General features: G+C 32.7%; 17 protein-coding genes and 1 other RNA gene. 8 read left to right on the top strand and 10 right to left on the bottom strand.

Annotation, left to right across the window (positions count from 1 at the left end):
* Positions 1 to 32 precede the first annotated feature (32 nt).
* Both QMG60_RS19510 and QMG60_RS19515 read left to right on the top strand, forming a co-directional pair.
* Positions 33 to 2,783, top strand: coding sequence for an aminopeptidase (locus QMG60_RS19510; protein WP_281866130.1), 2,751 nt, complete (start codon positions 33 to 35; stop codon positions 2,781 to 2,783).
* Positions 2,784 to 2,971: 188 nt separating this feature from the next.
* Positions 2,972 to 5,383 carry an alpha-ketoacid dehydrogenase subunit alpha/beta gene (locus tag QMG60_RS19515; protein WP_281866131.1) on the top strand — a complete coding sequence of 804 codons (2,412 nt, stop codon included), beginning with the start codon at positions 2,972 to 2,974 and terminating at the stop codon, positions 5,381 to 5,383.
* A 196-nt stretch (positions 5,384 to 5,579) separates the two neighbouring features.
* On the opposite strand, the gene kdsB is transcribed toward QMG60_RS19515, so the two are convergent.
* The 3 genes from kdsB to QMG60_RS19530 form a co-directional block, all read right to left on the bottom strand.
* The gene (kdsB, locus tag QMG60_RS19520) at positions 5,580 to 6,314 is read right to left on the bottom strand and encodes a 3-deoxy-manno-octulosonate cytidylyltransferase (protein WP_134140177.1); all 735 of its coding nucleotides are present in this window, start codon (positions 6,312 to 6,314) and stop codon (positions 5,580 to 5,582) included.
* Between the two features lie 108 nt (positions 6,315 to 6,422).
* Positions 6,423 to 7,253: a 4,5-DOPA dioxygenase extradiol gene (gene ygiD / locus QMG60_RS19525; protein WP_281866132.1), complete on the bottom strand. Its 831-nt coding sequence runs from the start codon at positions 7,251 to 7,253 to the stop codon at positions 6,423 to 6,425.
* 85 nt (positions 7,254 to 7,338) lie between these two features.
* On the bottom strand, positions 7,339 to 8,748 hold the full coding sequence (locus QMG60_RS19530) for an AAA family ATPase (protein ID WP_057116430.1): 1,410 nt from the start codon (positions 8,746 to 8,748) through the stop codon (positions 7,339 to 7,341).
* Between the two features lie 306 nt (positions 8,749 to 9,054).
* Here QMG60_RS19530 and QMG60_RS19535 point away from each other — a divergent pair, with 306 nt between their 5' ends.
* A complete protein-coding gene (locus tag QMG60_RS19535) occupies positions 9,055 to 9,876 on the top strand; it encodes a DUF3822 family protein (RefSeq protein WP_281866133.1) in 822 nt (273 codons plus the stop codon).
* On the top strand, positions 9,873 to 10,478 hold the full coding sequence (locus QMG60_RS19540) for an RsmD family RNA methyltransferase (RefSeq protein ID WP_057116432.1): 606 nt from the start codon (positions 9,873 to 9,875) through the stop codon (positions 10,476 to 10,478). Before QMG60_RS19535 ends, QMG60_RS19540 begins: the two co-directional genes overlap by 4 nt.
* A 116-nt stretch (positions 10,479 to 10,594) precedes the next feature.
* On the opposite strand, the gene QMG60_RS19545 is transcribed toward QMG60_RS19540, so the two are convergent.
* Complete coding sequence (locus QMG60_RS19545) at positions 10,595 to 12,709, bottom strand: outer membrane beta-barrel family protein (RefSeq protein WP_281866134.1); 2,115 nt, start codon at positions 12,707 to 12,709, stop codon at positions 10,595 to 10,597.
* Positions 12,710 to 12,910: 201 nt separating this feature from the next.
* Between QMG60_RS19545 and QMG60_RS19550 the strand changes: the two genes are divergently transcribed.
* Both QMG60_RS19550 and QMG60_RS19555 read left to right on the top strand, forming a co-directional pair.
* The gene (locus tag QMG60_RS19550; protein WP_281866135.1) at positions 12,911 to 14,269 is read left to right on the top strand and encodes a HAMP domain-containing sensor histidine kinase; all 1,359 of its coding nucleotides are present in this window, start codon (positions 12,911 to 12,913) and stop codon (positions 14,267 to 14,269) included.
* Positions 14,270 to 14,279: 10 nt separating this feature from the next.
* On the top strand, positions 14,280 to 14,969 hold the full coding sequence (locus QMG60_RS19555) for a response regulator transcription factor (protein WP_057116435.1): 690 nt from the start codon (positions 14,280 to 14,282) through the stop codon (positions 14,967 to 14,969).
* 31 nt (positions 14,970 to 15,000) lie between these two features.
* Here QMG60_RS19555 and QMG60_RS19560 read toward each other — a convergent pair whose 3' ends face one another.
* Complete coding sequence (locus QMG60_RS19560) at positions 15,001 to 15,549, bottom strand: hypothetical protein (RefSeq protein ID WP_281866136.1); 549 nt, start codon at positions 15,547 to 15,549, stop codon at positions 15,001 to 15,003.
* Between the two features lie 180 nt (positions 15,550 to 15,729).
* Here QMG60_RS19560 and QMG60_RS19565 point away from each other — a divergent pair, with 180 nt between their 5' ends.
* Positions 15,730 to 15,924: a hypothetical protein gene (locus QMG60_RS19565; protein WP_057116436.1), complete on the top strand. Its 195-nt coding sequence runs from the start codon at positions 15,730 to 15,732 to the stop codon at positions 15,922 to 15,924.
* 108 nt (positions 15,925 to 16,032) lie between these two features.
* On the opposite strand, the gene QMG60_RS19570 is transcribed toward QMG60_RS19565, so the two are convergent.
* Complete coding sequence (locus QMG60_RS19570) at positions 16,033 to 17,283, bottom strand: cation:dicarboxylase symporter family transporter (RefSeq protein ID WP_281866137.1); 1,251 nt, start codon at positions 17,281 to 17,283, stop codon at positions 16,033 to 16,035.
* A 31-nt stretch (positions 17,284 to 17,314) separates the two neighbouring features.
* Positions 17,315 to 17,657, bottom strand: an RNA gene (rnpB, locus tag QMG60_RS19575) — RNase P RNA component class A.
* 123 nt (positions 17,658 to 17,780) lie between these two features.
* On the opposite strand from rnpB, the gene QMG60_RS19580 reads away from it, so the two are divergent.
* The gene (locus QMG60_RS19580; RefSeq protein WP_057116439.1) at positions 17,781 to 18,074 is read left to right on the top strand and encodes a hypothetical protein; all 294 of its coding nucleotides are present in this window, start codon (positions 17,781 to 17,783) and stop codon (positions 18,072 to 18,074) included.
* A 186-nt stretch (positions 18,075 to 18,260) separates the two neighbouring features.
* Here QMG60_RS19580 and QMG60_RS19585 read toward each other — a convergent pair whose 3' ends face one another.
* The 3 genes from QMG60_RS19585 to QMG60_RS19595 all read right to left on the bottom strand — a co-directional run bounded on the left by QMG60_RS19585 (position 18,261) and on the right by QMG60_RS19595 (position 19,486).
* Complete coding sequence (locus QMG60_RS19585; RefSeq protein WP_281866138.1) at positions 18,261 to 18,485, bottom strand: type II toxin-antitoxin system ParD family antitoxin; 225 nt, start codon at positions 18,483 to 18,485, stop codon at positions 18,261 to 18,263.
* A 143-nt stretch (positions 18,486 to 18,628) separates the two neighbouring features.
* The gene (locus tag QMG60_RS19590) at positions 18,629 to 19,000 is read right to left on the bottom strand and encodes a LysM peptidoglycan-binding domain-containing protein (protein ID WP_281866139.1); all 372 of its coding nucleotides are present in this window, start codon (positions 18,998 to 19,000) and stop codon (positions 18,629 to 18,631) included.
* A gap of 6 nt (positions 19,001 to 19,006) precedes the next feature.
* Positions 19,007 to 19,486, bottom strand: a complete 480-nt coding sequence (locus QMG60_RS19595) for a BON domain-containing protein (protein WP_281866140.1) — start codon at positions 19,484 to 19,486, stop codon at positions 19,007 to 19,009.
* Between the last annotated feature and the right edge of the window lie 95 nt (positions 19,487 to 19,581).

The following is a 19,581-nucleotide window of genomic DNA, read 5'->3' on the forward strand; positions in this document are numbered from 1 at the left end:
CGATAAAACTTCATGCACAACATCTGTCTAAGATGGAGGTGGCGGTAAATCTTGAATTGAAAACACTGAATGTAAAACAAGATATTACGTATTACAATACTTCGAATGATTCTTTAGTCTCGATTGTTTTAAACGACTGGAATAATGCTTTTGCTGATAAAAACACACCTCTGGCAAAACGATTTTCTGATGAATTTTATAGAGGTTTTCATTTGGCCAAAGCTGCTGACAGGGGAAAAACTACAATTCTAAACCTTTTGGATCCCAATTTTATAGCTCTTGAATGGGAAAGAGACGGTAAAAATCCAGATTATATTACGGTAAAATTAAACAGGAAATTGGCGCCTGGAGAAAAAATAGATTTACATCTTACTTACATTTCAAAAATTCCAAACGACAAATTTACTCGTTTTGGTTTTGACCAAAATGGCGGAATGGCTTTGAAAAATTGGTTTATAAGTCCTGCGCGTTTTGAAGATCATAATTTTATAAAGTACAACAATTTCAATCTAGATGATATTGCCAACGCAGTAACTAGTTACGAAATTGCTATTAAAATCCCGAATCAATATTCTATTACAACAGACCTTAATTCGGTTTCTAAAGATGTAAGCAATAGCGATTACAGTATTTATTCCTTCTCTGGTAAAGACAGAACCGACTTTAGTCTTTTTATAGAAAAGCAAAACGGATTTCGAACTTATGCGAATGAATCAATAGAAATTGCAACTAATTTGAAAAGCAAGAAGATCGATGAAATTCAAAAAGCTATAATTATTGATCGGGTTGCTTCTTTTGCTGAAAACTTTATTGGTAAATATCCGCATGAAAAAATAACAGTTTCTCAAATAGATTACGATCGAAATCCGTTTTATGGTTTAAATCAGCTGCCTTCGTTTATTAGTCCATTTTCAGATGATTTTATATTTGAAATTCAGTTTTTAAAGACATTTTTAAATACTTATCTCCAAAACAGTCTTTGTTTGGATCCGCGAAAAGACAACTGGGTTTATGATGGAATTCAGATTTATGCCATGATGAAATATATGGAAGAGAATCATCTGGATCAAAAAATGCTGGGAAGACTTTCGAACATGAAGCTTTTTAAAAGTTACAACATCACCAACTTAACTTTTAATGAGCAATACAGCTATTATTACATGTTAATGGCTCGTAAAAATTTAGATCAGCCTCTGGGAGATCCAAAGAATACTTTAATCAAATTCAACGAACAGATTGCCAGTAAATATCGAGCTGGATTAAGTTTGAGTTATTTAGATGATTATCTGAATCATAATATTGTTCCAGAAAGTGTAAAGGAATTTTACAATCTCAACAAACAACAACAAACAAACCGATACGATTTTGAAAAAATATTAATCAAAAAAAGTCCAAAAAATCTAGATTGGTTCTTTAATACTATTATTGATTCTCGAGACATAATCGACTATAAATTCTCTAATGTTTCTAGAACTGCAGACAGCGTTAAATTTTCAATTAAAAACAAAACTGGATTTTACGCTCCGATTCCCGTTTACGGAATTAAAAAAAAGGAAGTTGTTTTTAAAGAATGGATCGAACCTAAAACAAAAGATTCTGTTTATGCATTTGACAGAAAGAATGCTGATAAAATTGTTTTAAACTACGATAATGAAGTTCCAGAATACAACCAAAGAAATAATTGGAAATCGCTAAAACATATTGCAGTAACCAATCGCCCAATTAAATTTAACTTCGCCAAAGATTTAGAAGATCCTTTTTACAATCAGATCTTATATCTTCCGACGCTGACTTATAATTATTATGATGGTTTTACGCCTGGAATCCGCTTTAGCAATAAAACAATTTTAGACAAACCTTTTAATTTTGATATTAATCCAGCCTATTCCCTTAAAGCGGGAACGATATCTGGTTCGTCTGCTTTTTCTTGGAATCAATATTACAGAAACTCCACTTTATACAATGTTCGTTATTCCATTAGTCAAAATTATTTTCATTACGCACCAGACGCTACTTATTTGAGATTGAATCCGATGGTGCTGTTCCGCATTCGCGAAAAAGATTTTAGAGACAATAGAAAACAACAATTTTTATTTCGCCAGATTATTGTAAAGCGAGAAGCGAGCGAATTTATTACGGATAACTCTGAGCCCAATTATTCTGTTTTTAATGCACGTTATTCAAACACCAAAACTGAACTGATTGACCATTTTAGTTTTATGACCGATTTGCAATTTTCGGGTGGATTTGGAAAAGTCTCAGGAGAAGTTGAATACCGAAGATTATTTGAGAACAATCGTAAACTAAACTTAAGATTGTACGCTGGAAGTTTCTTGTATAATAAAACAAATTCAGATTATTTTAGTTTTGGTTTAGACCGACCGACTGATTATTTGTTTGATTACAATCTTTTTGGAAGATCTGAAACCAGCGGTTTTTTTAGTCAGCAGTATGTAATTGCAGAAGGGGGTTTTAAATCACAATTAGAACCTGCGTTCGCCAATCAATGGATGACCACTTTGAATACTAGTTATGCAGTTTGGAATTGGATTGAACTTTATGGCGACATTGGTTTTCTTAAAAATAAACACCAAAAAGAGTTCTTTGCTTATGATACTGGTGTGCGTTTAAATCTTGTTCCAGACTACTTTGAACTCTATTTCCCTGTTTATTCTAATAACGGATGGGAAATAGCACAAACAAAATACAATGAAAAAATACGATTTATTATCACTTTTTCGCCAAAAACTTTAGTCACACTTTTTACCCGAAAATGGTTTTAATCGAATAAATTTTAAATAAAAACTTGCGAAATTATCAACAATAATAAATTTTAAATAGAAATAACACAAAAAAAGTACGTAGTTTTTTGATTTTAAATACAAATAATTAAATTATATTTATTTTAAAGAATTATGATTATTGATTGTTTTTAAGTAATTTCGCGACATAAACATGACCCTTCAAGATTATGATAAAAGAAAAAAACAATACTACACTGACATTTGAAGATTTCAAAACTGAGGTATTGAATGACTATAGAATTGCTGTAACAAGCCGTGAATGTAGTCTTTTAGGTCGAAAAGAAGTACTAACAGGAAAAGCCAAATTTGGAATTTTCGGTGATGGAAAAGAAGTTCCACAGCTGGCAATGGCAAAAGCTTTTAAAAATGGTGATTTCCGTTCTGGATACTATCGCGATCAAACTTTTATGATGGCTATTGGCGAACTGGATGCTAAACAGTTTTTTGCTGGTTTATATGGTCATACCGATTTAGCTTATGATCCAATGTCTGCGGGAAGACAAATGGGCGGACACTTTGTAACGCACAGTTTAAACGAAGATGGTTCTTGGAAAGACTTAACGAAACAAAAAAATTCAAGCTCAGATATATCTCCAACTGCAGGACAAATGCCAAGATTATTGGGATTGGCGCAGGCTTCTAAAATTTATAGAAATGTTGACGGAATTACCATCAAAGACAAATTTTCAGTAAATGGAAATGAAGTTGCCTGGGGAACTATCGGGAATGCGAGTACTTCTGAAGGTTTATTTTTCGAAACTATAAACGCTGCAGGGGTTTTACAAGTTCCGATGGTAATGAGTGTTTGGGATGATGAATACGGAATTTCTGTTCACGCCAGACATCAAACTACTAAAGAAAATATTTCTGAAATATTAAAAGGATATCAACGCGATGAAGACGCTAAAGGTTATGAAATCTTTAGAGTAAAAGGCTGGGATTATGCCGAATTGGTTTCCACTTATGAAAGAGCTGGAGCAATTGCACGCGAAGAACATATTCCAGTTTTGATTCACGTAAACGAATTAACGCAGCCACAAGGCCACTCTACTTCTGGTTCTCACGAACGTTACAAAAATGCAGAAAGACTGGCTTGGGAAAAAGATTTTGACTGTATTCGTCAAATGCGTTTATGGATGATTGCAATTAATATTGCTTCTCCAGAAGAATTGGCAGAACTTGATTTTGAAATAAAGAAAGAGGTTCTTGAAGCTAAAAAAGAGGCTTGGAATTCGTTCATTAACCCAATTATAGAAGATCAAAAAAATCTTCTTAGCTTACTAGAACAAATTGCTGAAGCAAGCATTAATCATAAAGACAGAATCAAAAAATTGATTTCTGAATTAGGCGCTATCAAAGCTCCTTTAAAAAAGGAATTATTGGTTTACGCTAGAAAAATTCTTCGTTTTATTGAAGTTCCAAACAGTAAGATGCTTTTATCAAACTGGATTACAAATTTCATTGCAGAAACTCAGGAAAAATTCAGCAGCAATCTGCATTCTGAATCTTCTCAAAATGTATTTTCTGTAGAAAAAGTGCTTCCTAAATATGCCGAAAATGCTAAACCAGATTTGGACGGAAGAATGATTCTTCGTGATAACTTTGATGCTTTATTTTCTAAATATCCAGAAACTTTAATTTTCGGTGAAGATGTTGGAAACATTGGCGACGTAAATCAAGGTCTAGAAGGCATGCAGGAAAAATACGGAGAACTTCGTGTTGCCGATGTCGGAATTCGTGAAGCGACTATTATCGGTCAAGGAATTGGAATGGCTTTGAGAGGTTTACGCCCAATTGCTGAAATTCAATATTTAGATTATTTATTGTATGCTATTCAGATCATGAGTGACGATTTAGCTACTTTACAATATAGAACTGTTGGAAAACAAAAAGCACCATTAATCATTAGAACCCGTGGACACCGTTTGGAAGGGATCTGGCATTCTGGTTCTCCAATGGGAATGATTATCAATGCGATTCGTGGTATTCACGTTTTGGTTCCAAGAGATATGACACAGGCAGCAGGATTTTACAACACACTTTTAGAGTGCGACGAACCTGCCTTGGTAATTGAATGTTTAAACGGTTACCGCTTAAAAGAAAAAACACCTCTAAATTTTGGTGAATTTAAAACGCCGATTGGTGTTGTAGAAACCTTAAAAGAAGGTGCCGATATTACTTTAGTTTCTTACGGATCAACTTTAAGACTGGTGCAGCAAGCAGCTAACGAATTATTAGATTTAGGAATTGACTGTGAAGTAATTGATATTCAATCTCTACTTCCGTTTGATATCAATAAAGACATTGTAAAAAGTATTGCCAAAACAAATCGTCTTTTAGTAATCGACGAAGACGTTCCTAGCGGAGCTTCAGCTTTCATTTTACAGCAAATTCTAGAAGAGCAGGATGCTTATAAATACTTAGACAGCAAACCGCAGACTCTAGCTGCAAAAGCACACAGACCTGCTTACGGAACTGATGGTGATTATTTCTCTAAACCTTCTGCTGAAGATATTTTCGAGAAAGTATATGATATGATGCACGAAGTTAATCCTTCTAAGTTTCCTAGTTTATACTAAGATTTAGAATGTTTTAGATATTAAAAAAGCTCCAAATATTTGGAGCTTTTTGTTTTTATATACACAAAGTTAGAGTCATTGCGAGGAACGAAGCAATCTCTCTATAATTTGAACTTAGCAAATGAGATTGTTTGCAATGAAATAAAAATCCGTTTAAATCAGCGTCTTCGCGAAAGCGAATCCGTTTTATCCGCGTCTAAATATCACGCAGCATTGCTCGAGCTCTTTCCAAATCCTCAGCAGTATCAATCCCAATTCCTACATGAGTTGTTTCGACCATTTTAATGCGTTTTCCGAATTCTAAATATCTTAACTGCTCCAACTTCTCAGAAGCTTCTAAAGATTTCATAGGAAGGCTATAAAAATCTAATAAGGCTTGCTTTCTAAAAGCATAGATTCCGATATGCTGAAAATATCGCACTCCAACATTTTTCTCTCTCGGATATGGAATCACTGAACGGGAAAAATACAAGGCAAACTGCGATTGGTCTACGACAACTTTTACATGGTTTGGATTATTAATTTCATCTTCATTGGTTATTTCGCGCATTAGTGAAGCTAAATCAATCTTTTTATCTGTATCATTTTCAAAAACAGATAAAACTTGTGCCAAAGGTTCTGCTTCTGTAAAAGGTTCGTCGCCTTGAACATTTACCACAATATCAACGTCAAGATCTGCAATAGCTTCTGCAATTCGGTCGCTTCCAGATTCGTGTTCTTTGATGCTCATAATCGCTTTTCCGCCATTTGAAACGATTTCCTCAAAAATCAAATCAGAATCGGTTACTACAAAAACATCGTCAAACAAGTTTGTTGAAACTGCCGCTTCGTAAGTTCTTAAAATCACAGTTTTCCCTCCTAAATCCTGCATCAATTTTGCAGGAAAACGAGTTGAAGCATATCGGGCTGGAATTACCGCTATTATTTTCATTCTTCTATTTTTAAATTTATTTTTTCTCTGCGAATCTTTGTGTCACTTTGCGTTATAAACTTACCACAGAGATGCACAGAGTTTTCACAGAGATTCTCAAAGTTTTTTTCACATCAATTTTACTGAAGTCATACTTAATGAACCTGCCAGTAATTTATCATTAAACAGACTTAAATCATCAGCTTTATCTTTTAAACCTAACGTATACAACAACGGAAGATAATGTTCGGGTGTTGGAACTGCCAATTGAATGGCTTTATTCAATTTTTCAAAATTAATTAAAGGTTGGAAATTTCCATCAAGCAAATAATTATTCACAGTTTCACGAGCTTCAATTGCCCAATCGTAACCGTAATTATCTTTATCAAAATTTCTGAAATCGACCATTCTAAGATTGTGAACAATATTACCGCTTCCGATAATTAAAACGCCTTTATATCGCAATGCCTGTAATTTCTGAGCCAATTCAAAATGATATTGTCCCGATTTGGTATAATCGATACTTAATTGAATTACAGGAACATCTGCATTCGGATACAAATGTTTAATTACACTCCAAGCGCCGTGATCTAATCCCCAATGTTCATCTAATTCGACCATTACAGGATCTAGGATTTTCTGTGTTTCAACTGCTAGTTCGGGACTTCCTTTTGCGGGATACTGCACATCAAAAAGTGCCTGCGGAAAACCTCCAAAATCATGAATGGTCCTGGGCATTTCCATTGCAGTAACTTTTGTTCCTTTTATAAACCAATGCGCGGAAACACATAAAATAGCATTAGGCTGCGGCAATGTCTTAGCCAAATCACGAAAACCCGCCACAAACTGATTTTCCTCAATTGCATTCATCGGACTTCCGTGTCCTAAAAACAAAACTGGCATTTTATCAGTATTCGAAAACGTTGATGAAATCGAATGTAAATCGTTTAATGTTGTCATTGCTATATTATTTCAAACACAAATTTCACAGATTTACACAAATTGTTTTTTATTTAATTCGTGCTAATTCGTGAAATTCGTGTTTTTATTCTTCAAAATTCTCGTCTTTAAACCCTATCAAATATAACTTATTTTTAGCACGTGTCATTGCCGTGTAAAGCCATCGTATGTAATCGCGGTCGATTCCGTTTGGCAAAAAAGGCTGTTCAATAAAAACCGTGTTCCATTGTCCTCCTTGCGATTTATGACAAGTGATGGCGTAAGAGAATTTAACCTGTAATCCGTTAAAATATTCGTTTTCTTTTACTTTTTGAAAACGCTTGTATTTTGTAGATTCATCTTCATAATCTTTCATTACTTCTTCGTACAAACGATTTGATTCTTCGTAAGTTAAAGATGGAGATTCACTTTTTAAAGTATCTAAAATCAAAACCGTTTCAAAAGGTTTTTGATCGGGATAATCGACCATTCTTATTTTTACTTTCGCAAAAGTAAATCCGTACAATTCTTTAATTCCGAATAACTCTAAAACTTCGATAATATCTCCGTTGGCAATAAATCCAGCTTCATCAGTTTCTTTAAGCCAGAAATAATTGTTCTTTACAACCATCAAAAAATCACCCACCGAAAGTTCACTTTCTTTGAATAAAATTCGGGTTCTAATTTGTTCGTTGTATTGATTTGCCCTTTTATTAGAACGAACAATAAAAGCAGTATCTTCAATACTATAATTACTGTACGCCATATTTATAGCATCCTGAATATCATAGCCATCCGTTAAACGAACAATATCTTTAAACTTCTTTACATTAAATCGGAACTCAGTTATAAAACTCTCTTTCAACAATTCACGTAATTCTGTGGCGTTGTATAAAATTCCAGAACTTTCTTCCTGACGCATTACTTCGTCTAGTTCGATATGTTCAATTTCTTTATCGTAATGAATTCCTAATGTCTGAACATCGAGTGCTGGACTAATATCTAAGTTTACCGGCGGAAGCTGTGCCGTGTCTCCCAACAGAATCATTTTACAATTGTTTCCAGAATAGACATAATTAATTAAATCGTCCAGAAGTGAACCGCTGTCTAATGTGCTGTCTGAAATCATAGAAGCTTCATCGACGATAAAAATGGTGTTTTTGTGTTTGTTAACCTGTTTGGTAAAAGCCACTCCTCCACCCGATGATTTTTTAGGAAAATATATTTTTTTATGAATCGTAAACGCTGGCGTATTTGAATAATTTGCAATCACTTTTGCCGCACGTCCAGTTGGCGCCAGCAAAACAAACTTTTTATTGATATCTCCCAAATTATTGACGATAGTAGAGATTACGGTTGTTTTTCCCGTTCCAGCGTATCCTTTCAAAACGAAAATGGTGTCGTTTTGAGGTTCCGTTAAAAAAATTGCAATCTTCTGAAAAAAAATATCCTGTTTGTGAGTTGGAGCAAAAGGAAATCGTTTTTGTAAAATACCGTAAAACAGTGCAGAATTCATATAATATTATTGAAAGACAAAGATCGGTTTTTTAAACGGCAATGGCAAAATTCAAATTTTAAATTCCAAAATCAAATTGCAAATTCCAAGCTTTTAAATTTAAAATACAGAATCCCCAAATAATCAAAAGCAAACACCCTAACTTATTTAATTTCAAATAAATAAACTTTTTCTTAACCTTAGATTAAAGTTTAATTCCATTTGTTTTTTGAAATTGCAGTTATAATTGTTCCTTTTTAATTTGTAAGTTTGTGGTCGCTTAAATTCTTTCTTGATTTAAAACAGGTAACGAATTGTAAATCAACTATGTCATTACAAAACACTAACATTACTTCAAAAAATTACAAAAAACTTTCTATTCAGGTTTCTCTGACTGGATTTTCATATTGCTGTTTTGATACTTTAAATAATATCATTACTTCGTTTAAAGAAATTCAATTTGACAATTCGAATAAATCAACAAAAATTGAGGACTTATTTGCTGATGCATTTAAGAATAATCCTGAATTAAAAAACACGTACGATGAAGTAATGGTTATTCATACCAACAATCTTTCAACTTTTGTTCCGACTGCTTTGTTTGATGAAAATTATTTAGGAAGTTATCTTCAATACACTACAAAAGTATTTGAAACTGACTTTTTTACTTTCGATCAAATTTCTAATTATGAAATGAATGCCGTTTATATTCCCTATGTGAATATCAATAATTTCCTGATTGATAATGTTGGATCTTTTGACTACAAACATGCGAACAGTATTTTGGTCGAAAAGATTTTGGATAATTCTCGTAATAATGATGATAAGAAAATGATTGTGAATTTCAATCCGGGAAATTTCGAAATCATTGTTGTTCAAAATCAGAAGCTTTTATTGTTTAATTCTTTTGAATACAATACTCCGGAAGATTTTATTTATTACATTTTGTTTACCGCAGAACAATTGAGTCTGAATCCAGAAAGTTTTCAATTAGAATTGTTGGGAACCATTACAGAAAATGATCCTTTCTATGCCATTGCATACAAATATATCCGTCATATTTCTTTTTTAGACGTAACAAAACTGCAGGAAAAGAACAATTTCACAACTGCTCAAAATCAAAAACATTATATCTTATTTCAATCATGAGAATCATTTCAGGAAAATATAAAGGACGCAGAATTTTTCCGCCAAAAAATCTACCTGTAAGACCAACGACTGATATGAGTAAAGAAGCATTGTTTAATGTTTTGAATAATCATTTTAGTTTTGACAGCTTAAAGGTTCTGGATTTATTTTCGGGAACTGGCAATATTAGTTATGAATTCGCTTCACGCGGAAGCGCGCCAATTACGTCTGTTGACGGCGATTTCGGATGCGTTAAATTCATCAAGCAAATTTCATCAGAATATGATTTTGATATTGCTGCGACTAAAAGTGATGTTTTTAAATTTCTGGAAAACTGTAAAACGACTTATGATATTATTTTTGCCGATCCGCCATACGGATTGGACCAGGCTACGTTCGAAAAAGTTGTTTTAACGGTTTTTGAAAAAGGTTTACTAGAAGATGACGGCATGATGATTATCGAGCATTCAAAGTATACTAAAATGGATCATTTGAGTAATTTTTCTTTTCAAAAAAGTTACGGCGGTTCGTTTTTTAGTTTCTTCGAACTAAATTCAACCGATGATGATGAAGAACTGCCACATGACAGTTCTAAAAAAGATACTGAAGAAGACGAAGGATAGTTTTTTTTAAAAGATATAAAAAGAGTCTAAAATTAGACTCTTTTTACGTTTATCTCTAAACGAAATGACTGTTTCGACGAAAGAGAAATCTCCGCAAATAATTACACGCAATCGAGCTATCGAATCCTGCTCTCATTTTCATTCACACTTTTTTCTTTAAATTCACTTTCTTTTATTTTTCCAAAAGAATAACGAAGTGTAATTGAAACTTCATTCGCATCAACCAAATATCTCGCTCTAGATCCTATATCATTGATTGTGAATCGCTCTGTATAAATCGTGTTTTTAAAAATATCATTATAGCTTAAAGTACAATTCCAGTTTTTACCGAAAGATTTTGCGAGAGACATATCAAAAATCAACTTTGCATTTCGTTCAAAAACACCTTCTTTTTGCTTGGTTGCTCCCCAAAAAGACAGAACAAATGTAAAATCTTTTGGAAGTTTAAAACTATTGTTAGAGTAATAATATATATAAGGTTTAGACGAATTGAATAATGCATTTTCATCTTCAATTTTGTTTTTAGTAAAAACTAAAGAGTTTGTATTGGTCCAAAACCTATAGGTAAAAGGCACTGTTAATTCAATATTAAACCCTGACTCTTTTTGAAAATTTTTCTCCGTAAAAGTCAGCACATTATTCTGATTGTCAAAAACAAAATCTTGATAAACAGGATTTTTGTTTTGATATAAAGTTAGTTTTAAAGACTTATCATGATACTGAAAAACCGTCGAAATAACATCCATAAAAGTGGGTCCTAAATTGATATTGCTGCCATAAATAAAATACGGATTTATGTAAGTTGCAATCATACTTAACGAAGAATAATTGGGTCTCGAAATGCTTTTAGAATAATCGACACTTAAACTTTTAGTACTGTCTATCGCATAAGAAAGCTGTGCTTTTGGAAAAAGATTAGTATAATTTTTATCAATCAAAAAAGAATTATCTGTGCTGTATTTTCCGCTGACATTGGTATTTTCAATTCTAAGTCCAACCGAGAATGCTGCTTTTTTAATTTTTCCAGAAAGCTGGGAATATGCTGCTAAATTGGCTTCTTTAAAATTATAATCAAAAGTGGTGTTTCCATTTTTACCATAATCAAAAACATCATAATTAGATTTAGATTTTGCGGCAGAATAAAGTCCGCCGTATTCTAAATTCATTTCGTTTTTAAACTTTTTTTCTAAATCAATTCGTCCCGAAAAAGCATCAACATTAAATTTTTGATCACGGTTTTGAGATAGTTCCAATTCGGTTTCATTGTAATTATTCTGCACCAAACTCCACAAATGCTGATTGAAATTGGAATACTGAAAACCTGCAAAAAGCTTAGTATCGATTGCTTTTATTTTTTTTGAATAATTGACAAATGAATTGATAAAATTCTTTGAGCTAGAATTATCGCTAAAAGTATAAACGTTGTTTTCGTCGTTCATATTTTTATTAAAAGTAAAGGTATTAATATCAAAATTATCGCCCTGACTTTTACCATTTATGTTCACCGAGAAGTAATCTTCTTCATTTATTTTATAAAATAAACCTCCTCCAAAAATATATTGATTTCTTTTGGTAACAGCCGAAACATCATAATCTGAAATTATTCCCGCTTGAGGAATTTGATACGCAATACTATGATTTTCCCACGGTTCGAGTTTATTGTAATTCAAATTAGCTTTCCATTCCAGTTTATTTTTTTTGAAACTCGAATTGAATCCTAAGTAATTATTATAATTTTTCTTAAAGGAAGCTGTTTCACTAATTTCAGTTCTAAAACTATCTTTTTTACTCAATTTTCTGGTAATCAAAATTACGGCACGTCCTTCAGCTTCATATTTTGAAGACGGATTTTGAATGATCTCAATCGTTTTGATATCAGCGACAGCTAAAGCATTTAACTCATTCATTCCTACTCTTTGATTGTCGATATAAATAAGCGGATTTCCTTTGCCTACAATTGAAACGCTTTCACGGTTTGGGCTTACCTGCACCAATGGAAGTCTGGAAAGCAAATCAACAGGATTCGGAATTGCATTGTAAATTGAGTTGACAACATCCACTTTTATGTTTCCGTTTGAATTGGTAAAAGTCTTTTTGTTTTGGGTAATAACGACTTCGTTTAGTTTTTGCGAGATGGAATCTTTAGGAGTTTCATTTTGAGCGTTTGCCATAAATGAAAGACAAAAAAGCATAAAAGCTATCAAAAGTTTTAACGGCAGGTAAATATTCATTTGTGAAATAAAAGTTTTGGTTAATGACAATGCAAAAGTGCTTTGAAAAACCAATTCCGAAAGTTAATTGAAGGTTAATGCGGGGTTAATCTCCAGATTGTCTTTTAAAAGCATTATTTTTGAATCGAAAAATCGAACGCAATTTTTTATAGATCAGCGTGCGAATTTCACAAAAAAAGCAGCTTAATCGTCGTGTTATAAATGAAGCAAAGAATCAATTTATTAATCGCATTTTCTGTCCTTGCATTAATTGTTTTAATGACGGTACAATGCTATTTGGTAAAAACCGCTTACGAATATAAAGTGGCGCAGTTTCATACGCAGATTAAAAATGAAATTGCACAGATTAGTAATAACTACAGCGATATTGATTCGGCGTTGGTTGCTCGAAAAGAAGCACTTTATAAAAGTCTATCTGAGAATTATCTTAAAGGAAAAAAATCCAAACTGGATATTAAAAATGGAATTCTAGAAAATGAATTCGAAAATGCATTAACACAGAAAATTAAACGAAAATTTGAAAGGGATTTGCCTAATTTCGAAATTGATTTTGCGATTGTTCTCAATAAATTTATACTCTACAAAAACGCTGCAAAAGCTGACACCATTTTCTCTGAAAAACCTTTTATCCAAAATAAATTATACGGTAATCTGACTTCGTTAAACAATGCTTTTTTGGTGAGAAGTTATGTTGGAACCACAAACGGAAACTTTGATAATCAAGAATATAAATTACTGACAGAAGATTCGATGTACGTCTCGGTTATCGATTGGGAAATGATTATTTTAAGACGAATGACATTTATTTTGGTTTTGTCCTTATTATCGATTCTCACGCTGATCACACTTTTTGTAATTGCGCTAAAAGCATTAATTAAACAGAAAAAAGTAAGTGATGTTAAAACCGATTTCATCAATAATATCACACACGAACTCAAAACGCCTTTGGCAACTTTAGGAATTTCAACAAAAATTTTGGAGCAGAAGAACATTCGTGACAACGATGAAAATTTCAATGCAATTGTCAATACAATTTCGCGTCAGAACAATCGCCTTCAAAGTTTGATTGATCAGGTTATGGCTAATTCTCTGGCTGAAAATGAATTGGAATTACAAAAAGAAAAAATCGAAACAGAAGATTTTCTGCTTTCTATTGTAAATGATTTTAAAATTACGTTTCCAAACATCAATTTAAAAACCGATTTTCAAACCCAGAAAACGATTTTAGTTTTAGATAAATTCCACTTGACAACTGCTTTTTTGAATGTGTTGGAAAATGCCGTAAAATATGGTTCCAGTACGATTACTATCAAAACAAGAATAGTTGAAAATCAGTTTGCGATAAGCATTGAAGATGATGGAATTGGGATTGCTAAAAACAAACAATCGTTTCTGTTTGACAAATTCTATCGCGTAGAACAAGGAAATCTTCATAATACAAAAGGTTTAGGTTTAGGTTTGTATTATGTTTCTCAAATTATAAAAGCACATCAGGGCTCTGTTAACGTTGTGAGTGAGTTAGGAAAAGGAACACAGTTTACTATTTTATTAAAAGTTTAATTCCCTTATTTTGAAAAAATTACTTTTAGCTGAAGACGATTTTGATTTTGCAGCAATTTTAAAACAATACTTAGAACTGCATCAATTTGAAGTAATCTGGGCAGAAAATGGCGAAATAGCTTTGGAGTATTTCAAAAACCAGACTTTTGATATTTGTGTTTTTGATGTCATGATGCCTAAATTGGACGGATTTTCATTGGCTGAAAAAATAATTACGATCAATCCTGAAATTCCATTTATTTTCCTGACGGCAAGAAAGTTAAAAGAAGACAAAATCATTGGATTAAAATTAGGCGCGGACGATTATATCGTAAAACCTTTTGAAGTCGATGAGCTGGTTCTCCGTTTGCAGAATATTCTAAAAAGAATCGAACAAAAAAGAAGTCTGGAAGGAAACAATATTATTGAAATTGGTTCTTATATTTTTGATAATGAAAGATTAACACTCAACAATAAAAATCACGTACAACAGCTTACAGAGAAAGAAGCTTCTCTTATTGAATATTTATATCTAAACCATAACCAGTTATTAAAGAGAGATCAAATTTTAATGTCTGTTTGGAAAAAAGATGATTATTTTTCAGGCCGAAGCATGGATGTCTTTATCAGCAGGCTTCGAAAATATTTTAATTCAGATCCAAAAATCAAAATTGAAAGCGTTCGTAATATCGGCTTAGAATTTAAAATAGAAAAACCTTGACGTATCAAGGTTTTCTTTGTTTATTTGAAAATTATTTTCCAATAACCCAGCCTAAAGTAAAGTTTCCAATAGGAGCAAATTCAGTGTCACATCTATCAAAATTTACACCTGCTCCTAAATGTACCTCTATATTGAATCTTCCCTTATATGTACGCTGAAATCCCCAAAGCGGTGCTATCGTAAAAGAAGGAACGTATTCTCCGTACTTTTCGTTTGTAGAAAAAGATTTAAAATTATAATAGGCAGACGCCGCGATAAAATTACCAGAATTACGGGCTGTTCTTTTTCCTTTCGAAGCCCTCTTTTCTAAATTGTAATAGTGACGAAACTGCTCATTAATCATAGGAAAAAAATAAAAATTTTCTTCATCATAATAACTATTATACCGATAACCTAATCCCAAACTAGCTTCAGAATACAAAGTGTTTTTGGCTGAAAAACCATGTTCGTAAACAAAGCCTGGAAATAATAAATTAACCTTAAACTGATTTTTTTCAACACTTACAGGAGCGTCATCCTGCGCATGGATTGTAGTAATAGAAATAATAAATAAGATTGCTAAGAGGTAATTTTTCTTCATTGTTTATCAATTGGTTAGTTGAGACAAAAATAGCAATTGAACAATGTAAAACTTTAAAACCTTATTTTATTTTCTCACAAGTTCTTGCTTGTAATCATATAATCTTTCACCAACAATTGTATAACAACTTTTGTCTATTTCAATTATACATTTGAATAAGAACTTTTAAATCTAACAATCATGAACCTAAAAAGATTTTTCGGAGGATTATTGACAATCCTAGGAATAGTAGGACTTATATATACTGCTGTAATTTTTGCCAGCACATCTGGAGAAACGAGAGATATCAAATCATTAATTATCTACGGTGTACTAGGAATCGTTTTTTTTATGTCAGGAATCAGTTTGGTTCGTGCTACAAAAGATGAGGCTTAGTTTCTTTTAAAGTAACATTTAAAGTAACAAAGGTTCAGAGGTGCAGAGGTTCAAAGGATTTAAAAACTTTGTCCCTTCGTGACTCTGAACCTTTGAACCTTAAAAAATCTACTCTTCTAAAACTGGATCAAGATTCAATTCTGTAAAATCTCTTTCAGTTTTAGAAATTATAATGGTTGCTACTGTATTTCCTATCAAATTTGTAATTGCTCTGGCTTCGCTCATAAATTTATCAACTCCTAATAAAAAGGCCAAACCTTCAACGGGAATTTTATGAAGCGCCGTTAATGTAGATGCTAAAACAATAAAACCGCTTCCGGTAACTCCCGCCGCACCTTTCGAAGTAATCATTAAAATTCCGATAACGGTTAGGATTTCGAAGAAACTCAAATGTACATCGTATAGCTGTGCTAAGAAAATTACTGACATCGAAAGATAAATCGAAGTTCCATCGAGATTGAAAGAATATCCAGTCGGAATTACCAATCCTACAACCGATTTACTGCAGCCCATTCTTTCTAGTTTTACCATAATACTCGGCAAAGCAGCTTCTGAAGAGGAAGTCCCTAAAACCAATAAAAGTTCTTCTTTGATATATTTTAAAATCGAAAGAATACTGATTTTATAATACCGCAGAATACTTCCTAAAATTACAAACACAAAAAGTGCCATGGTTAAATATACACAAAGCATTAATTTCCCAAGCGGAATTAAAGTTGCTAATCCAAACTTTCCAATTGTGTAAGCCATTCCGCCAAAAGCTCCAATAGGTGCGAGATACATTACATATTTTAAACAGGTAAAAACAACTTTAGAAAAACGTTCCAGAACAAAAATAGTTTGTTCTCTTTTTTTATAAAAGTTCAGGGCAATTCCACAAATAATTGCTGCCAGCAAAACCTGCAGCGTAAAATTGGAAAAGAAAAATTGAATCCACGAAAAGTTCTCTGCACTCGAATTTGTATATTGACTTGCATCTCCGAGAGTTAATCCCGATTTATCAATTTTTCCTGGTTGAAATAAATAAGCAACTGCAACGCCAATTGCCAATGCTATTGTAGAAACTACCTCAAAATAAGCAAGAGCTTTTATCCCAATGCGTCCTACTTTCTTTAGATTTCCCATTCCAGAAATTCCCAAAACAATTGTTAGGAAAATAATTGGTCCAATAAAAAGCTTGATAAGATCAACGAATCTTTTACCCAAAATTTCCATTTTTACTCCATTTTGAGGAGAAAAATGTCCAAGCAGAATCCCGGCAATAATTGCAATTAAAACCCAAAAAGTCAAATTGGTAATTACAGTGCGGAAAAGACTTTTCTTAGTTTTGGAAGAAGGATTTGGAGTAGAAATATTCATGAAGCAGGTTTAGATAGTTTCACAAATATATAAAAAATGCAGACCTATAAGCCGGATTCTGTTCTTGTCTCATTTTACAACGAGACAATACCTTATCATTTATCTAGATCATGCATTACTGCATGACTCAAGCTACCTACCCTTCAGCAACGGACGAGAAGCCCTTAAATGCTGATATACTTGGTATTTCACCGCATAGAGTTTACCTGTTTTCACTACAGCATTACCTGTACATACTTTCTGCTGCACTTGTCCTAATCCCGATCCCGAGACTTCGGGACGAGACCGACGGGTGTTACCCGCTATGCTTCTCTGTGGTGTCCGGACTTTCCTCCCTCCCAATAAATTGGAACGACGATAAGGCGGTCTGCGCGGCAAAAGTACAATTTTATCACTTAACTATATTGGTTTTAAATTTCCGATTTTATGAGTTCATCATAACTTTTTAATTTTAAATTAGTTATCTTTAAAAATCTATTAATTTAAATTCAGTTATCATGAAAAGAATGTATCATTACGCAACTGTCTCAAAGGCTTTAGATCAATTGAATGAAAAAGGATTTACATGCGATTTTAATCGAAATGCAGACATGATTAAAAAGAATCCTGAGAAATTTGAAATTGTTCATGTGTATCGATACGAAGGGGAATCAGACCCAGCGGATGAGGCAGTTGTATACGGAATTAAATCTACTAACGGCAAAAAGGGCGTGTATGTAGCTGGTTTTTCAGCCGATTCAGATCAGGAAACAGCTAAATTTTTATTTGATTTAAGTATTAGAGGAAGGTAGTTTATTAACTTTTGTCATTTCGACGAAAAACAAATCAACTAAAATGCTGTAAAGTAAAATGCGATTTGTCTTTCGTCGAAATGAAATAAATGGAAAGAATTATTGTAAAAATGTGTTAGTTTTAACCTTAAAAACTGATTCAAAACATTAAAAACTTACTTTTTTAAATCCATTTTTTTCTTTGCTTTAACTTTTAAGATGTTTTATTGGATCAAAGTTTTCTGCACGACCACTGTATTGTCCTTCTTCAACAGCTATTTTCAATATTAATAATTTATTTTCTTCTTCTTCCAAAAGACGCAATCCAGCTCTCACAACTTCACTTGCATTTTTATATCTTCCTTCAGAAAGTCTATTTTTAATAAAATTTTCAAAATGATTTCCTAATGATATAGAAGTATTTCTTCCCATGCTTAATTTTTAGAATTATAAAGTTACTAAAAATTGGTAATTCCTTCTACTTTCTTTTAATACAACGTCTTTTTACTTTAAATATGCTCCACAAAAAAAGCCCGTCAATAAAACGGACTTTTATGCAAAAAGCGTAATTTAATTTACGCCGTTGGTATTTTCAATTTCCAACCAGGTTGAATTAAGTCTGGGTTTGAAATAACATCTTTATTAGCTTCAAAGATTGTCTGCCAGGAAACTCCAAATTCTTTTCCAATTTTAGAAAGCGAATCACCGCTTTTTACAGTATAATCTGTTGTAGGTCTTGCGGCAACTTGAATATTCATTACCACATCGCCAGATCTATAATCTGGATCAATTTTAGCATAAGAATTCCAAAGTTTTTCTTTGTCCTCAGCAGATTTTGCTTCTCCGTCAATATATAAAACGTTATCCTGCTCTCTTAACTGCAAATTGGCGATTCCTAATTCAGCTGCCAAACTTGTCAATTCTCTATATTTATCTAGTAAACTCATGATTCTTTATTTAATAGTTAATTTGTTATCAACTTTTTTGGGTTTCAATTCCTGTATGCTTTGTAATAGAGGCTGTAATTTATCTCTTTTAATTTCTCCCGAAAGTGTTACAACACCTCCTACAACAGTTGCACTTACGCCATCGTAAGCATCTACTACTTTATGTATCGATTTATCTAATTCAGCATCTGAATTGATTACCACAGTTGCTGCAGCAGGTTCTTGATTAGCTCTTGCAATTTCGCAGGTATTCACTACGGATTTTACACCTTTCGTTGCTCTAACACTTTTTTCGATATTTTTTTTGAAAATTTCGTCGTCGCAAGTTCCAGTAATTGTTGCGACACCTTCATGCACAGTAACTTGTATGTTTGGTGTGTCACTTAATTTTTCGCTGATTGCTTTTTCTATATCTGCATCTTTAGGAGCGCATGCTGCAAGTGAAAGAAAAAGACCGATTCCCAATAAAATTGATTTGATTTTCATAATAATAAAGTTTTAATAATTAACTATCTAAAATTAAACAGTTTAAATATCAAAACATTATAGGATATGCTCGTGGGTTTTATATCTTTTCCAGT

This window comes from Flavobacterium sp. GSB-24 (assembly GCF_027924665.1).
GTDB lineage: Bacteria > Bacteroidota > Bacteroidia > Flavobacteriales > Flavobacteriaceae > Flavobacterium.

What these genes read in the sequence shown, in the direction of transcription:
- QMG60_RS19550 (WP_281866135.1), top strand. Translation starts at nt 12,911, where the DNA reads ATGAAGCAAAGAATCAATTTATTAATCGCATTTTCTGTCCTTGCATTA.
- QMG60_RS19565 (WP_057116436.1), top strand. Translation starts at nt 15,730, where the DNA reads ATGAACCTAAAAAGATTTTTCGGAGGATTATTGACAATCCTAGGAATA.
- QMG60_RS19595 (WP_281866140.1), bottom strand. Translation starts at nt 19,486, where the DNA reads ATGAAAATCAAATCAATTTTATTGGGAATCGGTCTTTTTCTTTCACTT.
- kdsB (WP_134140177.1), bottom strand. Translation starts at nt 6,314, where the DNA reads ATGAAAATAATAGCGGTAATTCCAGCCCGATATGCTTCAACTCGTTTT.
- QMG60_RS19580 (WP_057116439.1), top strand. Translation starts at nt 17,781, where the DNA reads ATGAAAAGAATGTATCATTACGCAACTGTCTCAAAGGCTTTAGATCAA.
- QMG60_RS19545 (WP_281866134.1), bottom strand. Translation starts at nt 12,709, where the DNA reads ATGAATATTTACCTGCCGTTAAAACTTTTGATAGCTTTTATGCTTTTT.
- QMG60_RS19535 (WP_281866133.1), top strand. Translation starts at nt 9,055, where the DNA reads ATGTCATTACAAAACACTAACATTACTTCAAAAAATTACAAAAAACTT.
- QMG60_RS19510 (WP_281866130.1), top strand. Translation starts at nt 33, where the DNA reads ATGGAGGTGGCGGTAAATCTTGAATTGAAAACACTGAATGTAAAACAA.
- QMG60_RS19585 (WP_281866138.1), bottom strand. Translation starts at nt 18,485, where the DNA reads ATGGGAAGAAATACTTCTATATCATTAGGAAATCATTTTGAAAATTTT.
- QMG60_RS19570 (WP_281866137.1), bottom strand. Translation starts at nt 17,283, where the DNA reads ATGAATATTTCTACTCCAAATCCTTCTTCCAAAACTAAGAAAAGTCTT.
- QMG60_RS19590 (WP_281866139.1), bottom strand. Translation starts at nt 19,000, where the DNA reads ATGAGTTTACTAGATAAATATAGAGAATTGACAAGTTTGGCAGCTGAA.
- QMG60_RS19515 (WP_281866131.1), top strand. Translation starts at nt 2,972, where the DNA reads ATGATAAAAGAAAAAAACAATACTACACTGACATTTGAAGATTTCAAA.
- QMG60_RS19560 (WP_281866136.1), bottom strand. Translation starts at nt 15,549, where the DNA reads ATGAAGAAAAATTACCTCTTAGCAATCTTATTTATTATTTCTATTACT.
- QMG60_RS19540 (WP_057116432.1), top strand. Translation starts at nt 9,873, where the DNA reads ATGAGAATCATTTCAGGAAAATATAAAGGACGCAGAATTTTTCCGCCA.
- QMG60_RS19530 (WP_057116430.1), bottom strand. Translation starts at nt 8,748, where the DNA reads ATGAATTCTGCACTGTTTTACGGTATTTTACAAAAACGATTTCCTTTT.
- ygiD (WP_281866132.1), bottom strand. Translation starts at nt 7,253, where the DNA reads ATGACAACATTAAACGATTTACATTCGATTTCATCAACGTTTTCGAAT.